21 protein-coding genes and 1 tRNA gene are annotated in these 21,456 nt (G+C 54.5%); 12 read left to right on the top strand and 10 right to left on the bottom strand.

Annotated features, from left to right (window positions below; translation table 11 throughout):
* The first annotated feature begins 519 nt into the window (after nt 1-519).
* The 4 genes from JXO48_05050 to JXO48_05065 all read left to right on the top strand — a co-directional run bounded on the left by JXO48_05050 (nt 520) and on the right by JXO48_05065 (nt 3,806).
* Nucleotides 520-1,056, top strand: coding sequence for a gamma carbonic anhydrase family protein (locus JXO48_05050; GenBank protein MBN2283239.1), 537 nt, complete (start codon nt 520-522; stop codon nt 1,054-1,056).
* A 75-nt stretch (nt 1,057-1,131) separates the two neighbouring features.
* Nucleotides 1,132-1,659, top strand: coding sequence for a TIGR04076 family protein (locus tag JXO48_05055; protein ID MBN2283240.1), 528 nt, complete (start codon nt 1,132-1,134; stop codon nt 1,657-1,659).
* Nucleotides 1,656-2,159, top strand: coding sequence for a hypothetical protein (locus tag JXO48_05060; GenBank protein ID MBN2283241.1), 504 nt, complete (start codon nt 1,656-1,658; stop codon nt 2,157-2,159). Before JXO48_05055 ends, JXO48_05060 begins: the two co-directional genes overlap by 4 nt.
* A 39-nt stretch (nt 2,160-2,198) precedes the next feature.
* A complete protein-coding gene (locus JXO48_05065; GenBank protein ID MBN2283242.1) occupies nt 2,199-3,806 on the top strand; it encodes an AMP-binding protein in 1,608 nt (535 codons plus the stop codon).
* A gap of 27 nt (nt 3,807-3,833) precedes the next feature.
* Here the strand turns inward: JXO48_05065 and JXO48_05070 are convergent, their stop codons facing one another.
* Together JXO48_05070 and JXO48_05075 are read right to left on the bottom strand one after the other, a co-directional pair.
* The gene (locus JXO48_05070; GenBank protein ID MBN2283243.1) at nt 3,834-4,424 is read right to left on the bottom strand and encodes a carboxymuconolactone decarboxylase family protein; all 591 of its coding nucleotides are present in this window, start codon (nt 4,422-4,424) and stop codon (nt 3,834-3,836) included.
* A 56-nt stretch (nt 4,425-4,480) separates the two neighbouring features.
* Entirely contained in the window at nt 4,481-4,828 is a 348-nt protein-coding gene (locus JXO48_05075; GenBank protein MBN2283244.1) for a cupin domain-containing protein, read from the bottom strand.
* A gap of 233 nt (nt 4,829-5,061) precedes the next feature.
* On the opposite strand from JXO48_05075, the gene JXO48_05080 reads away from it, so the two are divergent.
* Both JXO48_05080 and JXO48_05085 read left to right on the top strand, forming a co-directional pair.
* Nucleotides 5,062-5,436 (top strand): VOC family protein, encoded by a 375-nt coding sequence (locus JXO48_05080; GenBank protein ID MBN2283245.1) that lies wholly within the window; start codon nt 5,062-5,064, stop codon nt 5,434-5,436.
* Between the two features lie 89 nt (nt 5,437-5,525).
* Nucleotides 5,526-5,981, top strand: a complete 456-nt coding sequence (locus JXO48_05085; protein ID MBN2283246.1) for a redoxin domain-containing protein — start codon at nt 5,526-5,528, stop codon at nt 5,979-5,981.
* Nucleotides 5,982-6,040: 59 nt separating this feature from the next.
* Here the strand turns inward: JXO48_05085 and JXO48_05090 are convergent, their stop codons facing one another.
* Both JXO48_05090 and JXO48_05095 read right to left on the bottom strand, forming a co-directional pair.
* Nucleotides 6,041-7,264: a hypothetical protein gene (locus tag JXO48_05090; GenBank protein MBN2283247.1), complete on the bottom strand. Its 1,224-nt coding sequence runs from the start codon at nt 7,262-7,264 to the stop codon at nt 6,041-6,043.
* A complete protein-coding gene (locus JXO48_05095; GenBank protein MBN2283248.1) occupies nt 7,265-8,395 on the bottom strand; it encodes an SPFH domain-containing protein in 1,131 nt (376 codons plus the stop codon).
* A 312-nt stretch (nt 8,396-8,707) separates the two neighbouring features.
* Here JXO48_05095 and JXO48_05100 point away from each other — a divergent pair, with 312 nt between their 5' ends.
* The gene (locus JXO48_05100) at nt 8,708-9,460 is read left to right on the top strand and encodes a uracil-DNA glycosylase (protein ID MBN2283249.1); all 753 of its coding nucleotides are present in this window, start codon (nt 8,708-8,710) and stop codon (nt 9,458-9,460) included.
* A gap of 18 nt (nt 9,461-9,478) precedes the next feature.
* Here the strand turns inward: JXO48_05100 and JXO48_05105 are convergent, their stop codons facing one another.
* The gene (locus tag JXO48_05105; protein ID MBN2283250.1) at nt 9,479-10,837 is read right to left on the bottom strand and encodes an FAD-dependent oxidoreductase; all 1,359 of its coding nucleotides are present in this window, start codon (nt 10,835-10,837) and stop codon (nt 9,479-9,481) included.
* A 143-nt stretch (nt 10,838-10,980) separates the two neighbouring features.
* Here JXO48_05105 and JXO48_05110 point away from each other — a divergent pair, with 143 nt between their 5' ends.
* The 5 genes from JXO48_05110 (at nt 10,981) to JXO48_05130 (ending at nt 15,548) form a co-directional block, all read left to right on the top strand.
* Nucleotides 10,981-11,658: a Crp/Fnr family transcriptional regulator gene (locus JXO48_05110; protein MBN2283251.1), complete on the top strand. Its 678-nt coding sequence runs from the start codon at nt 10,981-10,983 to the stop codon at nt 11,656-11,658.
* A gap of 215 nt (nt 11,659-11,873) precedes the next feature.
* Nucleotides 11,874-12,713, top strand: coding sequence for a transketolase (locus tag JXO48_05115; protein MBN2283252.1), 840 nt, complete (start codon nt 11,874-11,876; stop codon nt 12,711-12,713).
* Between the two features lie 57 nt (nt 12,714-12,770).
* On the top strand, nt 12,771-13,781 hold the full coding sequence (locus tag JXO48_05120; GenBank protein ID MBN2283253.1) for a transketolase family protein: 1,011 nt from the start codon (nt 12,771-12,773) through the stop codon (nt 13,779-13,781).
* Between the two features lies 1 nt (nt 13,782).
* A complete protein-coding gene (locus JXO48_05125; protein MBN2283254.1) occupies nt 13,783-14,568 on the top strand; it encodes a hypothetical protein in 786 nt (261 codons plus the stop codon).
* Between the two features lie 23 nt (nt 14,569-14,591).
* Nucleotides 14,592-15,548 (top strand): NAD-dependent epimerase/dehydratase family protein, encoded by a 957-nt coding sequence (locus tag JXO48_05130; protein MBN2283255.1) that lies wholly within the window; start codon nt 14,592-14,594, stop codon nt 15,546-15,548.
* Nucleotides 15,549-15,573: 25 nt separating this feature from the next.
* Here the strand turns inward: JXO48_05130 and JXO48_05135 are convergent, their stop codons facing one another.
* From JXO48_05135 to JXO48_05155, 5 genes are all read right to left on the bottom strand, one after another.
* A complete protein-coding gene (locus JXO48_05135) occupies nt 15,574-16,773 on the bottom strand; it encodes an alcohol dehydrogenase catalytic domain-containing protein (GenBank protein ID MBN2283256.1) in 1,200 nt (399 codons plus the stop codon).
* A gap of 720 nt (nt 16,774-17,493) precedes the next feature.
* Nucleotides 17,494-17,570: transfer RNA gene (locus tag JXO48_05140), tRNA-Met, on the bottom strand.
* 61 nt (nt 17,571-17,631) lie between these two features.
* A complete protein-coding gene (locus JXO48_05145; protein MBN2283257.1) occupies nt 17,632-18,612 on the bottom strand; it encodes a response regulator in 981 nt (326 codons plus the stop codon).
* Nucleotides 18,587-20,821, bottom strand: coding sequence for a GAF domain-containing protein (locus tag JXO48_05150; protein ID MBN2283258.1), 2,235 nt, complete (start codon nt 20,819-20,821; stop codon nt 18,587-18,589). Before JXO48_05150 ends, JXO48_05145 begins: the two co-directional genes overlap by 26 nt.
* A 100-nt stretch (nt 20,822-20,921) precedes the next feature.
* A complete protein-coding gene (locus JXO48_05155) occupies nt 20,922-21,446 on the bottom strand; it encodes an arginine decarboxylase, pyruvoyl-dependent (GenBank protein MBN2283259.1) in 525 nt (174 codons plus the stop codon).
* Nucleotides 21,447-21,456 lie beyond the last annotated feature (10 nt).

Raw genomic sequence — 21,456 nt, forward strand, 5'->3', positions numbered from 1 at the left:
TGTCATCCGGCTGAAAGGGACAAAAACATAGTGCTTCGAACTGTGAACAACCCCCCGTTTAACAGTTGAGAAATATACCGACAATCCCGGCAAATCACAAGAAATAATTTTTTTATCGACCGATCGAAATGCCCGCTGTTGCTTGAACCGCACCGTATCATACGATAATTGCTGTATAACAACGCCCGGCAACCGGCATATCCCCGGCGCCGGACAGACTCCCGGGACATATTGTTTCCCGGGTAACGGCGTCACTTTTTGACTGTAAAAGAAACCAAAATATGGTAATTATCGAACCCTGTGGGAACCGGACATTTTGTTTTCAACCGCCAGCGAAACAAGATCGGGGAGCATCTCCCATGTCTCTGCCCTTCAAGCCACAAACAACAGACCTCCTTGAAATATACAACCGATCCGTTCATGCCACTAACTGTGAAGGGATTACGGATCAGCGGATTACGGATTAGCGGATTAGCGGATTAGCGGATTACGGGGGTTCGGGTATGAGGGGGGAATGGTATGGTCTTGAGACCTGAAATTGACGATTCCGTTTTTATCGCCGAGGGGGTTCGAATATACGGCGACGTGAGAATCGGTGCCGGGTCGAGCCTGTGGTTCAACGCGGTCATCCGCGGTGACGAGGGACCGATCGTTATCGGCCGCGATACGAATATCCAGGACAACGTGGTCATCCATAGCGATCTCATGACGGGCACCACCATCGGCGACAACGTAACCATCGGGCACTGCGCTGTTATCCGTGGCTGCACCATCGAGGACAATGTCATGGTCGGTATGAACGCCACCGTCATGAGCAATGCCGTTATCGGTGAAGGCAGTATCATCGGCGCGAATTCCTTTATTCCCTATAACGCGACCTATCCGGCCCACTCGCTTATCATTGGATCACCGGCCCGGTCGGTGCGGGTCCTGCGTGAAGATGAACGAGGGAATAACGCCGTAGCCGTCCTCATGTACCGGCAACTGTCTGAACGCTACCGGACGGGCGAGATTGCCGGGTACAGGAGGCATGCCGACGACTGGAAGGAGGAATAGAAAAACAGGACGTGCCTTCACCGGGGGCCGGCACGATCGAAAAAACGGACAACCCTGATATGGAAGGAGGGAACCATGCAGTGGATACGTGATGTTTACTCGAAGATTGTCTGGCGGATCATCAGGAACAGGAGCGGTTACACCGATAGCGAGATTGATGAACTGAAAAGGACGAAATGGCTGATACCACTCACGGACATGACCAGAAGTTTCTACTGGTTCAAGGTGGAGATGGTCAAAACGAACCGGTGCACCGTGGGATGGAAAGAGGGTGACCGCCTCTACTTCGACTTTACGGGAATGCTGCTCAGGAGAAAAAGCCCCTGCCTGATCTGTCCCCACGCCATCGCCGCCCTGTCTCCGGTCATGTACACGGCGCTTGACAGGATCGGGCGGGGCGCCGACCCGACACAGCTCCAGTTCGATCATGTCTGCTGTACCGATCCCGGATACGACAAAAAGGGGCTCGGCAACAACATTATGAGGATCACCTGTGAGAAAGTCTCTCTCTGGGACTACCTCATGAACATGCTCCCCCTGCAGCCCTTTCTCTTTTACCGCGCCTGGAAGGCACGGGGGACGAACCCGGGAGGTCTGGCATGATGAAAGACACCGAATACCAGGAAAGAACCGCAGTTCCCCGGTCACGGCCATCTGCCCGTGACCCGGAAGCCGTCGCGGCGGCGTCACAGGTGTTGAAGGGATATCCACTTTCGGAAGCGGAACAGGAGCTCTTTTTGCGATCCGACAAGCGAATAAACAAACTTCTGGGGATAGACAGGTACAAGGACAGGCGTATCGTCGTCGAGATAGAGGAATCGATGGCGTGCCTCGCCGGCCATACCGCCGGTGACCGGCTGTATTTCAATTCCGCGGGATTTCTCATGGTGGACGAATTAAAAAAGCCGGTCTGCGCCCGCCTGCTCAACAAGATATGGTACCGCCTGATCATGATCATGGACAGGATAGCGGATGGGACGGCGGATTATATCGGAGACGGCCGGTTCGAGGATGAGATCCTGGAAGTCCGCATGACCTGTTACGGAGCTGATTTTCCTTACGGAGACTGCGGTCAGGTGACCATGAAGGTCTCCGTGGAATAATACGCGAATACCCCGGCATACCGGACGAAGGAGGAAACCATGAACAGAGAACGAGTGGATGGCTTGTTTGCAGACGAACTCCAGACACGTTATGAGAAAACCCCCGACACGGCCATTGTGACTTTCGAGAACGGCGATTACCCCGATGAAACGGTCACCTATGCTGATCTCTTTCTGAACGGCTGCCGACTGGCAAAGTTCCTCCGCGACGCCGGTATCGGCCGGGGTGACCGCTTCAGCCTGGTCATGCGCAATCATCCCGAGTTTCTCTACGCCATGACAGCGGCGTCCCTGACGGGTGCCGTTATCGTATCCATCGACCCCCGTTCCAAGGGCGGCAAGCTGAGCTACCAGATCAAGGACTCCGGCTCAAAGGGGATTTTTCTGGCCAACGAATTCACCGAGGATGTCGAGGCAGCCCTGGCGGAGCTTCCCGATGTAAAGATACTGGGGATCTTCTATAAACCGGGTTTCGAAACACCCTTTCACGACAGGTACCCAAATTTGAACGAACTGTTCCAGGGGCCCGAGATGCCACCGCCGGACGACAGGAACCGCGAGGCGGCGTCGGCGTTCCAGATCATCTATACATCGGGAACCACGGGCGACCCGAAGGGGGTGGTCGTCAAAGGGAACCGGCTGGCCATGTTCACGCTTGTCGCCCAGCTTGTCTGGCAATACCGGCAGGACGACAAACTCTATACCGGCCTTTCCCTGACTCACGGCAACGCTCAGGCAGTGACCCTCACCCCTTCGCTCATGCTCGGTATTCCCTCGGTCATCAGCCGCAAGTTCACGAAGAGCAGGATCTGGGACATCTGCCGGAAACACGGCTGCACGGCCTTCTCGCTTCTGGGCGGCATGATGATGGGCATCTACAGTGAACCACGCCGTGACAACGACGGCGACAATCCCGTGCGGCTTGTCCTCAGCGCCGGCACCCCACTGCCGATCTGGGGAGATTTCGAAAAGCGGTTCAATGTCAAGATCCACGAATGGTACGGCGCCGTGGAAGGCGGGTTCGCCCATAACCCGCCGGGAGCGGGTCCCATCGGTTCCTTTGGAAAACCGATCGAGGGGGTCATGGAGATGAAGGTCGTCCGGGAAGACGACAGTGAGTGCGAACCGGGAGAGATCGGCGAGCTGGTGTCACGGACCATCGGGCAGAAAGAAGAGGTCGTCTATCATGGAAAGAAAGACGCCTCCGAGGCAAAGACCCGCGGCGGGTGGCTGAGGACCGGTGACATGTGCCATCGCGACAAGGATGGATGGTTCTATTTCGATTTCAGGAAGGGCGGCGGCCTCCGGCGGCAGGGAGATTTTATTCAGCCGGAATACATCGAGAAGGTCCTGGCGGACCTTCCTGAAATATCCGATGTCTGCGTCTACGGCATCCCCGCTGAATCGGGAGCACCCGGTGAAAGCGATATCGTGGCGGCCGTGGTCCCCGCACCGGGTTTCACTATCGAGCCCGCACCGGTGTTCGAAACGCTCTCGTCGCACCTGGACAACAATTCGATCCCGTCATACCTTCAGGTCGTCGACGAGATTCCCAAGACGGCGTCGGAAAAGAACCTTGACCGGGTCCTGCGCGATGAATTCGCCAAGGATGCTTCAAATGTTTACCGGTTCGAAGAACACCGTTAATACCGGTTCTTAGCAATCGGGAAAGGTTTACTGTCTGCTGTTCAGCCGGCCGAGCAGGTAGGCGAGCACGGGAAGCATGGCCAGATAATAGGGAGCAAGCAGAAGGAAAATGATGATCTCATTTCCCGGGTCGCTTCCTTCAGCCGGAGATCCTTTTAAGCGGTCGAGAAAGGCGTCGACGGTGTTCCCCGCCAGGTTCCCGAAATAAATGATCTGCAGGTAGCTCAGGATATATTGCGCCTTTTTCTTTCCATAGTAATCGTAGAGCCGCTTCTCCGCCTCTTCCCGGGGGCACCCGCCTGATTCACTGTAGTGCTGCGCGAAAGCCAGAGCAACGGCTTCATCCTCCGGGAAATAGCCCATTTCCTGGGACAGGAGCTTCTGTATTTCCGCCGATTTCACCCCATGGGTCAGAGCCATTTCACTGTGGAGCCAGGTACAGTATTTACAGGCAAGAACACCGCTGACGGCTACCATGAGTTTTTCTCTCAGGGCGTCACTGACCGTTGCGTTACGCGCATTCCTGATATAGGCGAAACCGTTTGCCCCGAGAAGGAAGAGGTCATGGAAAAAACCATCCAGGGTATTGTAAATTCTCTTGCGATGTTCGAACGACATGGCAATCCTCCTTGATTCAAACGGTTGCATCAGGCTTACAACGGATCGTATGCATATTACATGATGCCGGGCGAAAATACATCATAAATCAGAAGTTCATCGGAAACGTCGAATATCCGGTGCTTTGTGCCGCGTGGGACCCGTACCACCCTGCCCTTCTGCAACGGTATTTCCCCCACCCCGTCTATCCACATGGTCGCCGTGCCGGAGAGAATGAAAAGAATGTCCTCACTTCTTTCATGGACGTGTTCCGGCACCTCCTCTCCGACGGGAATTCTCACCATGAGGATCGTCGGACTGTCCGTGCCGAAACGTTCCGCAGTAACCACCTTTTTTATGGAAACATTTTCAACAGTGGGATGGGCAACCCATGCCAGGCTTTCCGTGTCGTACATGATGTCCATGACAATCTCCTTTTCCTCCGGCCGGCAGTCCACACCGGAAAACAGCAAAAGACCTCGGGACAGTTTCACTTCCCTGGGTCCTGCTTTTTTTAGCTTATAATTGTAGCAAAGGTGGAATCATATTCACAACATGTGTTATCATCTTATACAATATTTCTAAAAATTGAGTTCGGCGTTCCGTTAGCATGTCCGTGAGCGCCGTGAAGTCACGGTCTTTACCGACAGGGGGAATCATGCTTGAACACATCGGCATCACCGTCAACAGGAAAAAAGATATTGAGGCATTTTACAAAGGTGTGCTGGGACTGAAGGAGATCCACACATTCGAGGTTGCCGAAGAGGAGTCGGAAAAACTGTTCGGTATAAAAGGCGGGGCGCTCGTAACGCTTCTCGCCCGCGGCAACTTTCGAATGGAGGTATTCCTGACAAGAAGGAAACAACGGCCGGCGTACAATCACCTGTGCATCTCGGTCCGTGACAGGGAGAGCCTCATCGCAAAAGCGGACGCCCTCGGCTATTCCATGACGAAGCTCGCCCGGCAATCAAAGGAAAGCCTCGTGTTCCTGAAGGACGGTTCCGGCAACACATTTGAGATAAAAAGCCGCTGAGCATCAGGCTGTAGGGACCGGTCTGCATTACGAATGCGACAAGGCGATTCCCGGTCCGGGTGAAAAATACAGAAAGTGAGGGAACGGTCATGGCAAAGGTCGAGGTAAACACACGGGCGCCGGAGTTCACGTCGATCGATTGTAACGGGAGCAGCGTATCGCTTTCAGAGCTCACCGAACGAAAGAATGTGCTGCTTATCTTCAATCGTGGATTTTCCTGACCCTTCGCCCGCAGGCATTTGGCGCAGTTGCGTCATGATTATCAGCAATTCGTGCAGTTGAACACGGAAATACTCGTAGTCGGGTCGGAAAAGGCTGAATCCTTCAAAAATTACTGGCAGAAGGAAGAGCTGCCCTTTGTCGGGCTGCCCGATCCAAAACACAAGATTCAAAAATTATACGGACAGGAGGTCAAACCGTTCAGATTGGGCAGGCTCCCCGCGCAGATGCTTGTTGATACATCCGGCATGCTTCGTTATGTGCATTACGGAAAGTCCATGGCGGACATTCCATCGAACGAGGAGATACTGGCCCTGATACGATAATGAACTGCCGCTTTCGATGCGGCACCGAACCTGTCAACCCCGGTTCTGCGATCATCACATTACAAAAACCGGCCGAACTCCAGCGTCTTCTTCTGGATGCCGATGCACAGGTCTTCCTGGACCACCTCATGGCCGGTGTTGCGAAACGGAAGGTATATCAGCGTCGACTCCCCCGCCCTGAAAGCTATCTCTGAAAGCAGCGGAAAGAGTTGTTTCTTTCGCATCGCCGAGTCGGCCAGAATGAGTGTCAGGCTCTGGAGCGCCTCGGCGTGAGGAAGTGTCACCGGGAACAGGTTCCTGTCGGGGATCGATTCCTCCAGGTCAACATTTCTCTGGGTGATGGTCAGCTGACGGCAAAGGGTCAGGAAGACCTGGGGCCGTATCTTGAAGGCCGGGACCCAGAAGAACATGTCCTGGTCTTCCCAGCGCTTCTGAACGACACGAGGCTGATCGGTGACCCGTATGAAATCCGCATAGGTATCGATCTTCACCCCGCTGCTCCTGGCGGCGATCATCCAGAACGGCAGATATACCGAATCCTTGTTACCGCGAACCATCCCGAAGGGCACTTCAACAAAACGGCCGTTCCGTGCCGACCACACCGTATCGCAGTTGCTGCAGGTCAGAACGACGCTGTCTTTTTCACCATCGAGGTTCCAGCCACAGTTCGGACATATGGTGGCAATGACGGTCAGCCCCCACCGCGGTTTTTCGTCCGCGGCGGAGCCGAACGTGTCCCGGCCGCCAGGCAGCTCCGCGACGGGCCGGCCGGTCACGGCATCGAACAACCGGTTGTCCTGAATGAACAGGGGAAGATAGATGAGGCTGAGAACCTCACCGATACTGGCCTGGTGAAACACGGTTCCGGAGCCCGGAGACGAAGCCCGTTTTCCGACCGATTCAAGTACGTCCTCGGCGCGCAGGGTGTTCCGGATGAACGACCCGCCCAGATCGGGCGTGACGAATTTCATCTTGACGGCCTGGGGTTTCAGACCCAGGGTCACGGGAAGCTCTTCGAAGGGTGCGCCCCGGCGGGTGATATCCACGACCCGGTGACCGATGGATGTTTTCCCGCATACATAGACGGTGCCCCGGAAACGGAGGTACGGGGCATACAGAATGTCCTTCCCGGTAACGTTACAGGGCAGGACGAAGCGAAAATAATCTTCGGTAAAGAGGAAGTTCCTTACATCACAGTAGGGGCAGAGAAGCACACGGCTGGCCTCTTCCAATTCAACGGGAGCACCGCACTGCGGGCATTCATGCTCGATTGTAAAGGCCATTTAGTCTAACTTTTCCCCGCACTGATTACAGAACATGGAGTCGGGCAGGTTTTCGCTCTTGCAGTGGGGGCATACCAGGGGTTCGCGTTTCCGGTCCACCGGCTGCCCGCACCGGGGACAGAACCTGGCATTGGGCGGCAGGTTCTTGCCGCACGCGGCGCACTGGTCAAAGACCAGTTGCTGATGGCCGCAATGGGGGCAATACCGGGCATTGCCGGGAACCGTCAGGCCGCAGTCCGGACAGTGTGCTTCCGGCGTCTCCGCGGCAGGTTTCGTCACCCCCTGTGATCTGAACGCGTCAGAGAACATGGCCGGCATCATAAAGCCCATTCCCATCCCCATGCCGGCGCCGGCTTCACCGGTCGCCTGCGCCGCCTTCTCCATGGCCATGGCTGCCTTCATCTTGACCAACCGGTCCAGATCAATGATAACGCTGAGGCGGCTCTTATCGTCAATGGCGTGCTGCACTTCCGGCGGCGGGGTGATTGAATTTATGTAAAGCTGGTCAAGGGCAAGGCCGAAGTGACTAAAGTCTTCCTGAAGACTGATCTGCAGGCCTTTTGAAATTTCATCATAGCGTCCGGGCAGGTTGAAGAGGCTGTCCAGGTGCTCACCCAGGTAATCATTGAGACGCGAGACGATGACCTGCTTCAGATACTCCTCGATCTCTTCCGTGGTGAACTTGCCCATGGTCCCCACCAGGCTGTTGATGAACAGGATGGGCTGTATTACCTGGATGTTGAACACGCCGTGAGCCCGCAACCGTACCAGGCCGAGTTCCGAATCCTTGAAGGCCACCGGGTCCCGTGTTCCCCATCTGAGATTGGGGAATATCTTCATGTTGACAAAATAGACCTCGGCCCTAAGCGGACTTGTCATGGCCCAGGGAATGGCCAGGATCTTTGTCAGCACGGGGATATTGGCCGTCGTGAGGGTGTGGCGTCCCGGCCCGAACGCCTCGTAGGATTTTCCCTTGTAGAACAAGACCGCCACCTGGCTCTCGCGAGCTATCAATTGCGCGCCGAACTTTATCTCACCGGAGCCTTTTTCAGGTATACGATGCACCAGTTCCCGGCCGGTCTCATCAAACCACTCCAGCACCTCTAAGAAAATGATGTTGTCCGTACCCATTGCGCCCCCATTATATGTTTGCAGGATCATATTTCAGGATTGTGAGTGTAGGGAAAATACCATCTGATGTAAAGGATTAAATGGGGCCGGACAACAGCAGTCGACCCCGTAAACGCGTGGTCCGGACCATATGAAAATTATGGAAACGGGATGAAATGCGTATGAATGTATCATTTCATCACCATGGTATAGTACACGGAACCGTTATCCGAATCCTTACGTGTTGCGCTCACTTGAAAGAAAGTGCATTATTGAGTTCATGGATGCCTGCATCAAGGAGCGGTCCGGCCCGTGTCGAATAAAGCGAAAGCCATGGAAAAACTCAATGAGGACGTTCGCGCCTGCGAGGGCTGCCGTCTATTTCTCACCAGGACACACCCCCTGTATGGCGAAGGGAACCTGAACGCACGGTTGCTGCTTGTGGCCCTCTCTCCCGGCAGCGCGGAGGACCTGCTTGGCAGAATGTTCATCGGTCCCTCCGGTCGCGTGCTGGATCAGCTCCTGAACGTGGCGGGGGTTCATCGCGACAGCATTTACATGACCAACCTGATCAAGTGCATGTTACCAAAGAACCGGCGGCCAAAAATGGAAGAGATCGAATCCTGCCGTCACTTTCTTGAGGAAGAAATAGCGATCATTCATCCCGGGGTCATCGTACCCTTGGGCTACTACGCGACGAGGACTATCCTGACAAAATATCATGCCGATCCGCCGTCCGCGCGAAAGGATTATCCGGGCCTCTATGGAACGCTCATTTTTTCGGATGGACAGAAGATATTTCCCGTCCCCCACCCGGCGACCCTCCTCTACAACCCGGCCTTTGAACCCGGAACCGCTGAACTCTACAAACAGCTGTCCGTTCTTTCACGGGACTGTAAGTGGTATCTCTGCTGTCCCATGAAATTCTTTTACGAGGAGGGACGGTTGGAACGCCGCTGGATCGAGCTGTACTGCAAGGGACTCTGGCACCGGTGCATCCGTTACCACATGGAAGAGAGGGGTGAATATCATCCGGACTGGATGCTTCCCGATGGAACCCTGGATCAGCGATTAGCAGGCATATGAAGATCTGTGTGTGCTACATCACTGAGAAGCCTTCCATTCCCGGAGGGGGATGACTGCCTTGCACGCCGCGTTCACAATCGGATACATGATGGGAGATGACGTGAGCGCGGGATGTGTTCCCATCTGAAATTTCACAATGTCATTGGCCGTCATCCTGTGCATGATACAGGCGCTGAGCACGTTGACCATTTCCCCAACCGGTTTTCCACCCGATATCGCGCCTCCTATCAAAGTGGAGGTGTCTTTCGTAAATATGAGTTTTACCGTTGTGGAAGTGGAATTCGGCATGCCGCCGGGATGGGTGTCGGGAGCCTGGGCCTCCGTTTTGATATACTTGGTGCCTGTCTGTTTTACCCACCGTTCGGTCACACCCGCGACAGCGAAGGCCCTGCCATTGATAATGGTGGAAAAGACACTGACGGTTCCGCAGTTCTGGTGTGTCGGTGAGAACAGATTGGCACCGGCGATCCGTGCCTCCGAAGTGGCAATGGATGCAAGCATAACACCGCTCGGGCGTCCGTCAAAGAACGAAACCTTTTCCGCACAGTCACCACACGCGAAAATATCGGGATCGGTATAGGTCTGCATGTACCGGTCAACCTTTATCGTGTTCCTGAATCCCAGCTCCAGGCCGCATTTCGCTGCGAGTTCCGTGTTGGGAACCGCACCAATACCGAGGATAACGATATCAGCATCAAGTTCCCTGCCGCTTTCCAGCTGCACTCCCGTAACCGCACCGTCACCGATTATGGCTTTGACCTTTTCATTCACCAGAACGGTTACTCCCGTTTCCTCGATCTTCTGTTTTGCTTCATCGCAGAACTCATCGTCCATCGCCATCTGCAGACAGTGCGGCAAGGCTTCCACAACAGTCAAATTGACGTCCCTGCCCTTTCGGCACTCATCTGCAAATTCCATTCCTATAAAACCACCACCGACGATAACAACATTCTTCGCATTGTTCATCTTGTCCACGAGATCCGCCAGATAATCGAATTCCTTCTTTACCGGGAACACATTCTCCTTGTCGATCCCCGGGATAGGGGGAATCAACGGTCCCGAGCCGGTCGCGAACACGAGCTTATCGTACCTGACGGTCTCACCGTCTTTCAAGGTAACGATCTTATTCGTCCGGTCAACATCAACGGCTTCCCCTTTCAACAGTTCAATGCCGTTGTTCTCCAGAAGCCCATCGGGTATGACGTTGTTTTCCGGACTCCCGACCGTCCCGTAAATATATGGAATTCCGCACGGAACAAGAACCGTCCCCTCTTTTCTGATCAGTATGATCTTTTTATCAGGATAATGCCTCCGACAACTGATACCTGCAGTAATTCCCGACAGCCCTCCCAAAATCGCCACATCAGCTTCTTTCATAGTATCAACCTTTCCTCCCTGCGGATCTTCAAATGTCTTCTCTACTTCTAAAAAATTCGATTTCCCTTATACAATAATTTTTCATATTTATCGTTGATACAGGTCATTGATATAGATCAATTTTTGAAGTAGAGTAACACCCCATGGGCATACATTCCTTTTTACAAACCATTTCTCTTGGCAACAATCTTTCCGAAGAACAACTGGACATCCTTGTACAATCATCACGGAAAAAGAGATATAAAAGCGGCCAGCTTATTTTTTGTGAAAAAGATGAGTCCCGGTGTTTTTTCGTCGTAATGAGCGGCACGGTCAAGCTGTACAAAAGCTCCCCGGACGGCAAGGAGCAGACCCTGTATCTGCTCGGGCCTGGAGAGCTTTTCGGTATGTGCGCCGCATTTTCGGACTCGGTCTTTTCAGCAAATGCCATGGCCCTCGAAGAAAGCACGATCATCGTATTTCCCGGTGACGTGCTCGACATTATGGCACGAAAAGATCCCACGATCCTGTTCAACATGATCTCCATCCTTTCCTGCAGGCTGAAGGAATCCATGGCACTGATTGAAGCGCTGTCCCTGATGGAGACCCCTCAGCGGGTTGCGTCGTTCCTGCTTTTTTCGATCCTGAAAAAGGATTGCCGTGCAGGGGATGACATGGAAATAACGATCAGCCGACGGGAGATGTCGAAAATAATCGGGACCGCTCCGGAAACCCTCTCACGGGTCCTGAAAATGATGGTCTCGGAAAAAATAATAAGCATCCAGGGCAGGAACATCCGCATCCTGGACTGCGAAGAACTCGAGGGAATGGCACGGGGATAATATGATTGGTGATACTGGATGGAAGAGAGGAGCAACTACCATCCGGACCGGATGCTTCCCGGCGGAACCGTGGATGAACGATCAGCCCCTATGTGAGCAGGCATGATCATAATCATCGTTGACTTTCATGCATCAACAAACTAAAATCCCCCCATTCCTAACACAAAGATCGATCCCTTCTCTCCCCCGGCAGAACGATTTCAAAGGAGTGTGTTATGCCTCTCAGTGAACAGGAAATTTCGGTATTCCGGCAACAGGCGAAACAACTGCGGCTGGACATCCTGGATGTCACCTTCTGGGCGGGCGGCGCCCATATCGGTGGAGCGCTCAGCATCGTCGAGATCCTGGTCCTGCTGTATTACAAGTACCTTTCCATTGACCCGAAGAATCCCGAGAAAGAGGACCGGGACCGGTTCATCCTCAGCAAGGGCCACTCGGGTGTGGGTCTCGCGGCGCTGCTTGCCCGAAAGGGGTTCTTCGATTTCGAACTGCTGAAAGACTTCAATAAATTCAATTCGCCCTTCGGCATGCACCTGGACAAAAACAAGGTGCCGGGATTGGATGCATCGACCGGGTCATTGGGTCACGGACTGCCCATTGCCGTGGGGCTCGCGCTCGGTGCCCGGCTTCAGGGGAAACAGTGGAAAACCTATTGCCTGCTCGGTGACGGTGAATGCAACGAGGGTTCCATCTGGGAAGCGGCGATGGCCGCATCCCATTACAAACTGACGAACCTGATCACCATCGTGGACCGCAACAAGTACTCCGTGGACGGTAATACGGAAGATGTCATGGCCCTTGAACCCTTTGCGGACAAATGGCGGTCCTTCGGGTTTATCGTGAAAGAAGTAAACGGACACAACTGGATGGAGGTTTCCCAGGCCATCGAGGAAGCCCTGAGCGAGACGAAGGCACCGGTCCTGATACTGGCCCACACCATCAAGGGCAAGGGCGTGGACTTCATGGAGGATGATGTTCGATGGCATTACGGGGGGCTTGATTCCGACATGCTGGCAAAAGCAAAGCAATATGTGGCGAATTCAGTTGACGAATAATACCGGGACCCCCCGGTCTTCAAAGGGGACGCAACGGTCAATGGACGGAGGTATACCATGGCGGAAGGTCTGACCTGGAACGTATATGACGCCAATACGATGACACAGGCCGATATTTACGGCGAAGTGCTCTGCAGGCTCGGTGAAAAATACGACCGCATCGTCGGTCTCTCGGCCGACCTGGCCAAGTCCACGAAGATCGGAAAATTTGCCGAAAAATATCCTAACCGCTTCTTCAATGCGGGCGTGGCGGAGCAGAACATGTTCGGCATGGCGGCGGGGCTGGCCCTGTCGGGCCTTATGCCGGTCGTATCGACCATGGCTGTTTTCACTACCATGCGCGCCGGCGAGCAGGTCAGGACCGACATCTGCTATCAGAATCTTGATGTGAAGATCATCGCAACCCACGGCGGGATATCCTTCGGGCAGGCCGGCACGACCCACCAGTGTACCGAGGATATCGCCATCATGCGGTCAATGGCCAACATGACGGTCATCGTCCCCGCCGACGGCATTGAATGCGCCAACGCCGTTATCGCCTGCATCGAGCATCCCGGCCCGGTCTATATACGGATCGGTCGCGGGTTCGAACCTACCTGCTATGAAGACGACCGGTATGGCTTTCAGATCGGAAAGGCGGTGGAGATCAACCCGGGCACCGATCTTACGTTGATCTGCTGCGGGATCACCGTACTGCAGGCCCGTGAGGCGGCGCGTATCCTGGAGAAGACCGACGGCCTGAGTGTCAGGGTCATCAACATGCATACACTGAAGCCCCTTGATACCGAAACGGTTGTGAAGGCTATAGACGAAACGCGCAGGATCATTACCTTCGAGGACCACAATATTTACGGGGGATTGGGAAGCGCGGTGTCCGAGGCGATCGCCGAAAGCGGCAAGGCGTGCGCCTTCACCAGGGTCGGCTTGCCTGACTGCTATTCCCTCGTCGGATATCCCGAAGACCTCTATAACTATTACAAGCTTGATGCGGATGGTATCGTCGAGAAGGTCAGAGAGGTCATGGGGAAAGACTTCGAAGAGGACGAAAGCTGGGAGGACGGCTTCTGACATGCAACCCGACAAGGACAGAATGGCAGCGCAGCTTTTTCTGCGGGCCCTTTTCCCCTTACTGAAAGTGGTACTGAAGGATAATCCGAAGATCAGGGAGAAGTTCACCGGCGTGAATGCCAGGTTCCAGTTCGTGGCGAAGGATGACCGGCACGGCGATCTCGGCGCCTATCTTTCATTCACCGATGGAGAACTGGAGATCGTCCAGGGCATCTGTGACAACCCCGATATCGCGTTCAAGTTCTCCAGCGTCAAGCGAATGGCAGCCATGCTGGCGGGTAAACCCGCCCTGTTCCGCATCAAGGGCATTCACCGGCTGGGGCTGTTGTCAAAATTGCTGGCCCTGCTGATGAGCCTGACACTCCTCATGCCCAACGCGCGTCCAAAGACCCCGGACAAAAAACGAATGAAGGTCAAACTTTCCATCTTCATGATGGCGGCCGCGTTGAGCAAATACAACAAGCTGGGAGACCCCGAGATGAACAGGTGGACGGGAAAACAACCGGAACGTATCTATCAGTTTTCCGTCATCGGCGAAGAGGACATCGCTGCGTATCTGCGGGTGAAGGCCGGCAACACACAGGCGGCACCGGGCAGGTATACCCGAAGGAAGCCCTTTGTGCATATGAAATTCAGAACCGTGGATGAAGCAATACCCGTGCTGGCAAATGACATCAATATGGTGAAAGCCGTCGAAAAGGGGTATCTGTCCCTGGAGGGATCACCCGAATACGCGCGGGACGTCGGCAATTTTCTGATGAGGATCCAAGACCTCGTCATGGGATAAGCACAATCCGGGAGGAAACGGAAATGGCTTCGTCAGAGAATATTCTCGGCATCACCGGGGCCTTCGGCTACATAGGCAAGCGCCTGTTGAAGCGGCTCGAACGTGATACCGGGTTCCGGAAGATAATCTGCTTCGATATCATACCGCCTCCGTTTGCTCTTCCGGAACGGTTCGAGTATCGCCGGTGCGACATACGGGACGGGGAAAAACTCCTTTCCCTGTTTGTGGAGGCAGGGATCTCCACGGTCATTCACCTCGCTTTCATAGCCTATCCAACGCACGACCCCGGATTCGAGTTCGATGTGGACGTAAAAGGCACTGCGAACGTCCTGAACGCCTGTGAGAAGACAGGGGTCCGAAAGCTCGTCATCGCCAGTTCAGACTGTGCCTACGGGTTCTTTGAGGGAACACCCGATTACCTCACGGAAGATACGCCGCCGCGAACCACACCGGGGTTCCCCTACGCCGAGAACAAGGCCGAAATAGAAAAACTGGTTGCGAAATTTGCCGACGCCAATCCGTCATGCCGGGTCGTCGTGCTGCGGCCATGCATTGTCATGGGCCCCACCTGTGCGAGTACGACGGCGAAATCCATGAAAGACCCCGTCATCATCGGCGTGCAAGGCTATGATCCGATCATGCAGTTCGTTCATGAAGATGACGCGGCGGAAGTGTTCTACCAGGCTGCCGTCCGCGAGGTGTCAGGCATTTTCAATCTGGCTGCCGATGAGGGGCTCAGATATTCCGAACTGGCACGGTTCCTGAACAAGCCGTTCATCACTCTCCCATCCTGGCTGATCTACAACCTGGTGGAACTCCTGTTCCGTCTCAGGATCGTTCCCTTCGGGAAAGCGCAGATCGACTACATCCGCTACCCATTGTCCATGGACATACAAAAGATAAAAACGGAACTCGGCTTCGAACCCCGTTTCTCCACCAAGGAAACCCTGCGCTCCTTCATGGACGCTGCACAACAATAGAGAGGATTCCGTTCCGCTGCCGTTTTCAGCCGATATCGAAAACCGCCTTGATCACATCGGCCGATTTTTCCTTGACGAGTTTGAAAGCCTTCCGGTAGTCATCAAGCGCAAACCGGTGTGTGACGAAATCTTCCAGATGAACCTTTTCTTCCCGGATCATCTCGATGGCAAGTTCAAAGCTGCTGATGTCCCGGCCGTCGTAATGCTCACAGCCATGGGCGTTGATCCCCACCATCGTGATCTCCTGCTGCCAGACGGGGGTCTGATCAAAGTGAACAGGTTCCAGCTGGTTGCCGATCATGACATAGGTCCCCCTGGCCTTCAGCCACCGCAATGAGTCATGAATGGTATTTGAATAGCCGACACAATCATAGATAAGATCGAAACCGCCCAGTATGTTGTTGTTTCCGAGGGGGGCACGATACAGCTTGCCGCCGGTCTCCCCGGCGATCGACTCATAGGGGTCACCTTCGATGGAAACATCCGCTCCGAGTTTCCGGGCCAGTTCCTTTTTAAAGGGGATCTTTTCAAGAACGTACAGCCTGCATTCCGGCATCAGGACCTTTGCGAATTGAATGACATTCAATCCAATGGTCCCCGCGCCGAGAACCAGGACTTTCTCGCCACGCTTCGGAGGACGCTTCAGAACGGCATGAAGGGACACCGAGGCCGGCTCGATAAGAACGGCGATCGTATCCGGTATCCCATCGGGGACCTTTACCAGTTGCGTTTCATGGGCGATGAAGTTCGGGCCGAATCCCGCTCCAAGATTTTCAGGCAGCGCTCCAACGGAAAAATTTTCACAGAGCGTATAGTTTCCTTCGCGGCACTGCGGGCACGCCGGCTCTATCTCCTTCATGGAGCAGCAGGGAAGATATTTCTGCAGAACGACATGGTCTCCCGTCTTCAAATGCTGAACACCGCTGCCCACCTCGACGATGCTGCCGACGGCTTCATGGCCCATGAAGGCCCTCTTGACCCCGGGCAGTGCCGCTATCGAGATCCGGGGACTGGCCTTCACAAAGAACATGGAGATGTCCGCTCCACATATGCCCGTCATGATCGTTCTCACCCGCACCCACCGAGGCCCCGGCAGGTCCCGCTCGGGGATATCGCCATAGGCAACCGGCGATATCGGGCTGTAATACACAAAGGGGAGAATGCCTCCCAGTGCCTTGGTGGCAAGGATCTTCGGAATGTTGACATCAAAGTAGATAGATTTCATGGCTGCTCCAGTTCCGGAACCGATCGGTTCCTTATTGCTGAGACTTAACCATTTTCTTTTTTCCCTGAGATGCCATTATGACACCGGCAACTCCATATGACAGAGCGGTTACTCCAAGGAACGCGTGAATTCAGGATCAGGCTGGATACCGGATCGCGTTCACCATGACAGGTAAAATGATATGTACCGACCATTTATAAGGTAAATTGCACATAATTCAAAGGGGAATTCAAGGGTTCTGTATCGGGTCATCCCGGCAGGAAAATCAAAGGAACAGGCAGGCAAGAGACCTGATCCCGGATTTTACCGAATTACATTTCCATTTTTTCCCGAACTTTTATGGAGGGATCGCACTATGGCACACCGAGGAATTGTCATGGAATCCGATATCTGATACATTCGCGGGGCTTCCATGATACAATTTTTTGCGTTTTTCGACAGAATCCGAACGAGAGAGATCAGCACAATACATATTTCGAGGAAAAGTTACGCGAGGTTTAGTATCCGATCGAGTGGTGCAAAGGGAAAACGGCAAGCTACAGAGTTCCGAAATCAGTCGATTTTGCAACTGATTTTCCAAGGACGGCGGCCGGCAAGGTGCTGAAAAAGACCCTGCGGGAGAAATACTGGGAAGGACATAAACGTAAGATCTGACCACATTTCGCATTTTGTCAGAAAAAACAGGGGGTCACGACATTATCGTAACCCCCTGTTCTTATTTGGTAGCGGGGGCAGGATTTGAACCTGCGACCTTTGGGTTATGAGCCCAACGAGCTACCTGACTGCTCCACCCCGCGTCATGGTCGCCTCTCAGAAGTGACGAACTGTAACCAAATCTCTTACGGATGTCAAGCCCTTTTACGGCAAAGAATTGAGAAGGGCGTATACGCCGACCTTACGGAGAGTGCCTTTCATCACCAAGGGATCCACTCTATGAACAGGGGCGATCCCCTGTGTCTCCCTCATGGTCTCCTCGCAGATCAGGATCTGATCCTTCCCGGCACGGCTTTCAAGCCGGGCCGCCACGTTCACGGGCGGTCCGAACACGGTATATTCCTTTTTACGCGGGGAGCCAAAAATGCCCGCCAGGACCTCACCCGTGCTGATGCCGATCCCGATGGACAGGCCGGCGCTGTTTCTCCCGGCTATTTCCCGCATCATCGCTCCCGCACACCGGACGGCCCGCAGCGCGGCGTCATCCTGCGCGACGGGCACCCCGAAGACACCCATGATCCCGTCACCGATATGCTTGTCCAGCGTACCGTCATGCTCGCAGATAATCCGGTCCATGGGCGAAAAATATTTGACGTTCACCAGTTCCGACAGTTCGTCGCCCGTCAGCCGTTCCGACAGTTCCGTGAAACCCCTGATATCGCAGAAGAGTATCGTGGCCTTGCGCAGCCTCGGAAGGATCCGCATTCCCTCTTTCTGCATCTCCCGGAAGACCTCCTCGGACACGAACTGCTTCAGGCGTCTTTTCAGGGTGCATTCACGGACTTTTACACGGAGCTCGGCATTTAAAAAGGGCTTCGTGATAAACCCGTCAATCCCGGCATTCACCGATTCGATCGCGCTTTCCATCGTGGCGTACCCGGTGAGCATGATGCGCGTTATCTCGGGGTTCAACCGCCCGATCTCGACCAGCGTTTCAAGGCCGTCGATACCCGGCATTTTGAAATCACATATGACCGTTTCGATACCCTCCATGCAGCGTTTCACCAGTTCGATCGCGTCCCGCCCGTTCCGGGCTGTGTGCACCGCGTAGCCGTCATGCTCAAGTGCTTTCCGCAATGACCGCCTGACCCCCTCTTCATCATCGACAATCAGAAGTCCCATCATATGTCCTCCTCTCCACGGGAAGCGTGACCGTGACAACAGCGCCCTTCCCTGTTTCGCTCAGCACCTGGATGTCCCCGCCGTGACGTTTTACGATCTCATGGGACAGGTAGAGGCCAAGGCCGGTACCGGCGCCGGGTTCCTTGGTCGTAAAGAACGGTTTGAACATTTCCTGCATGATGTCCTGCGGTATTCCCCGGCCCGTGTCACGACATTCGATCCGGATCTCTTTTCGGCTTCCGTCATATGCTGTGCGCAACAGGATCGTTCCGCCCGGTCGCGGCAGGGCATCAATGGCATTTCCAATGATGTTGATGAAGACCCGGCCGAGATTGGAAAAATTACCCATGATACAGGGTATGGTTTCGTCCAGTTCCCTGACCACGGCAACGTCTTCCTTCCTGCAGCGGTTGCCCAGGACCCGAAGAGCATCGTCCACGACCCGGTTCATATGAACGGGTTCTTCATAGGTGTCCGTCTGCCGCGACACGCCCAGAAGGCTTTTGACGATCTCCCCCGCACGGCTCAGTTCCTTCAGAGAAAAGTCGAGATCATCACGGGCTTCGGTAAAACGATCATCGGAAGAACTCAATTCATCGAGCATTTCTGCGGTCGTTTCAACAAGGCTTGACGCGCTCGCCAGGGGATTGTTCAACTCGTGAGCCGCTCCCGCCACGAGCTGTCCGATGGCAGCAAGGCTTTCGGAACGGATCAGCTGCTGCTGGGTGCGCTCTTTTTCAGCAAGGGCGTTCATCAGTTCCCGCGTTCGCTCTTTGACCTTCTCTTCGAGGTGCGTATTCATTGCCTCTATCTCTTCATAGCGCCGGGCGTTCTCAAGGGCGATCGCCGTCTGGTTCGCGATGGTGGTCAACAATTCTATGTCTTCCGGAACATACATTTCACCGGACTCTTTCTGTGAGAGGCCGATGACGCCGATGGGAACGTCGCCTGACAGAACGGGCACGAGAAGCGTTGCCCCGGTTTTTGTGAAAAGGTCCGCCAAGGATTGGTGCTCTTCGGGCGTCGCTTTCTTCCGTTCAAGACCTGCCGTTGTGAGCGCCGCCGGTTCCCTTCTGAAATATTCCGACACCCGTCTCCAGGAGGTCGGTCCGGTTGCATCTGTCCGGCAATATCCCGAGGGATATGACACAACCATCGCCGCGCCGCGGTCGGAGAACAAAAGGAACACCTTTCCGATACCCATGGAGGATCTGATGGAACGCATCAGATAGGCGGCGATCTCTTCCATTCGCAGGAGAGATGTCATGACGCGGCTGATCTCCCTGAGTGTCGCGCGGTAATCGTACCGGCCCGGGAAGAAGAGTGTGTCAACGAAGCGCTGAACGACCGCCCGCAAGGGATTGAAGATCAGAACGACCGCCACAGACACGATGAGAGGCACCACCAGAGGGTCACCGCCGGCAAACCCCAGGGAGAACCGGTTGAAGGCGTAAAGAGCGCAGATATACAGAACTGTCAGCGATCCCGTGAGAATGATATAGACCGAGCCCTTCCGTATGACGGCACCCATGTCGAGCAGATCATATTTGAAGATGCCCACGGCAAGAATGATCCCCGGGATGAAACTGAAATTGCCCATGGGATAGATATTGTATCCGGCGATCGGCAGTGAGTTCATCAGGATCATGAAAGACATCCCACCCATGCCGACGAGAATGTATCTGATCCTGTTCCTGAACAGGCTGTCAGGGGTTTCCTCCATTGTCCTGAGCAAAATAAAAACGCAATAGAGAACGGTGATGGCACCGCCGCCGATGAACAGGAGATAGAGGGGGCCGGCATCAGCGATGACCCCGAAGGAGTATTCATTGAATCCCCTGATAAAGTTGCCTCCCTGGGTAAAGGGAACCAGGAGCACGCTGAAGGCGAACCCGGCCAGCTCCAGTTTCCGCCGGTTCCGAATGCCAAGGAAGGCATGGACGAATCGAAGATAGAGGGGAACGCTGAACAGGAACAACAGATAGGCGGCACGGTCAAGTTTCAGGGCGAGACCCTTGTCCGCCAGGATCGATACCTGGGCGATGTCAAGATTAATGAGCGTGCCGAGAAGGCACAGAAGGGCGAACAGACAGGTCACGGCATTCTTCCGGCCCTTCAACAGAGAAATACAGGCAAGGGCCAGGAGGATACTCGCTCCCAGCACGGGCGGCAGAAAAGCGACACCCGGCTCTCTGAAACCGTTTGAACACACAGCTACTCATCCCCCCGACTATAGCTGTGATCTTCCGTCTCTTATGGAACGGACGGAGCAAAACCGACAGGAATCCCGACACGGTCCCCAAACGACCGGTTCAGAAGAGGAACACCGCCGCGGCCACTACCGAGGTGTAGCCGCCGTTCTTCGCAATGGCGGACTGTGTCATATTCCTGGTCTTGACGATCTTTCCACTGATCTTGAATATCTCTTCCTTTTCGTCCCAACTTGCATCAACATCGAAATCAATGCCCAGTGTCGACGCGAGCATGGCCGCCGCGAGGTCTTCAGCATAATCTCCGGCTTCTTTTTCGGTCTGGCCGAAGGCGTGATGTTCGCTGATATATCCGTAGGCGCTCTTATCAGCGGGAATGGCGCATCCCACGGTCGCGGCGATGAGCCGCCGTGGTTCGTTGCTGCAGTTCCGGCTCATGACGCAATAGGTTATATTTCCCGGTTCCAGCAGCTTCAGACCCCGCTCCCGCGATATGAGCTTGCATCCCGGCGGGAAAATGCTGGATACCATGACGAGATTGCATTTTTCTATTCCGGCGTCTCTGAGGGCAAGTTCGAAGGAATGGAGTTCTTCCTTGTGAAAGCCGACGCCCTTCGTGAAAAACATCTTTTTGGGA

Source organism: Deltaproteobacteria bacterium (assembly GCA_016933965.1).
GTDB lineage: Bacteria > Desulfobacterota > Syntrophia > Syntrophales > UBA2210 > JAFGTS01.

Bases quoted from the DNA above. Each gene is read 5' to 3' on its own strand.
- JXO48_05050 (MBN2283239.1), top strand. From the start codon at position 520: ATGGTCTTGAGACCTGAAATTGACGATTCCGTTTTTATCGCCGAGGGG.
- JXO48_05055 (MBN2283240.1), top strand. From the start codon at position 1,132: ATGCAGTGGATACGTGATGTTTACTCGAAGATTGTCTGGCGGATCATC.
- JXO48_05060 (MBN2283241.1), top strand. From the start codon at position 1,656: ATGATGAAAGACACCGAATACCAGGAAAGAACCGCAGTTCCCCGGTCA.
- JXO48_05065 (MBN2283242.1), top strand. From the start codon at position 2,199: ATGAACAGAGAACGAGTGGATGGCTTGTTTGCAGACGAACTCCAGACA.
- JXO48_05070 (MBN2283243.1), bottom strand. From the start codon at position 4,424: ATGTCGTTCGAACATCGCAAGAGAATTTACAATACCCTGGATGGTTTT.
- JXO48_05075 (MBN2283244.1), bottom strand. From the start codon at position 4,828: ATGGACATCATGTACGACACGGAAAGCCTGGCATGGGTTGCCCATCCC.
- JXO48_05080 (MBN2283245.1), top strand. From the start codon at position 5,062: ATGCTTGAACACATCGGCATCACCGTCAACAGGAAAAAAGATATTGAG.
- JXO48_05090 (MBN2283247.1), bottom strand. From the start codon at position 7,264: ATGGCCTTTACAATCGAGCATGAATGCCCGCAGTGCGGTGCTCCCGTT.
- JXO48_05095 (MBN2283248.1), bottom strand. From the start codon at position 8,395: ATGGGTACGGACAACATCATTTTCTTAGAGGTGCTGGAGTGGTTTGAT.
- JXO48_05100 (MBN2283249.1), top strand. From the start codon at position 8,708: ATGGAAAAACTCAATGAGGACGTTCGCGCCTGCGAGGGCTGCCGTCTA.
- JXO48_05105 (MBN2283250.1), bottom strand. From the start codon at position 10,837: ATGAAAGAAGCTGATGTGGCGATTTTGGGAGGGCTGTCGGGAATTACT.
- JXO48_05110 (MBN2283251.1), top strand. From the start codon at position 10,981: ATGGGCATACATTCCTTTTTACAAACCATTTCTCTTGGCAACAATCTT.
- JXO48_05115 (MBN2283252.1), top strand. From the start codon at position 11,874: ATGCCTCTCAGTGAACAGGAAATTTCGGTATTCCGGCAACAGGCGAAA.
- JXO48_05120 (MBN2283253.1), top strand. From the start codon at position 12,771: ATGGCGGAAGGTCTGACCTGGAACGTATATGACGCCAATACGATGACA.
- JXO48_05125 (MBN2283254.1), top strand. From the start codon at position 13,783: ATGCAACCCGACAAGGACAGAATGGCAGCGCAGCTTTTTCTGCGGGCC.
- JXO48_05130 (MBN2283255.1), top strand. From the start codon at position 14,592: ATGGCTTCGTCAGAGAATATTCTCGGCATCACCGGGGCCTTCGGCTAC.
- JXO48_05135 (MBN2283256.1), bottom strand. From the start codon at position 16,773: ATGAAATCTATCTACTTTGATGTCAACATTCCGAAGATCCTTGCCACC.
- JXO48_05145 (MBN2283257.1), bottom strand. From the start codon at position 18,612: ATGATGGGACTTCTGATTGTCGATGATGAAGAGGGGGTCAGGCGGTCA.
- JXO48_05155 (MBN2283259.1), bottom strand. From the start codon at position 21,446: ATGTTTTTCACGAAGGGCGTCGGCTTTCACAAGGAAGAACTCCATTCC.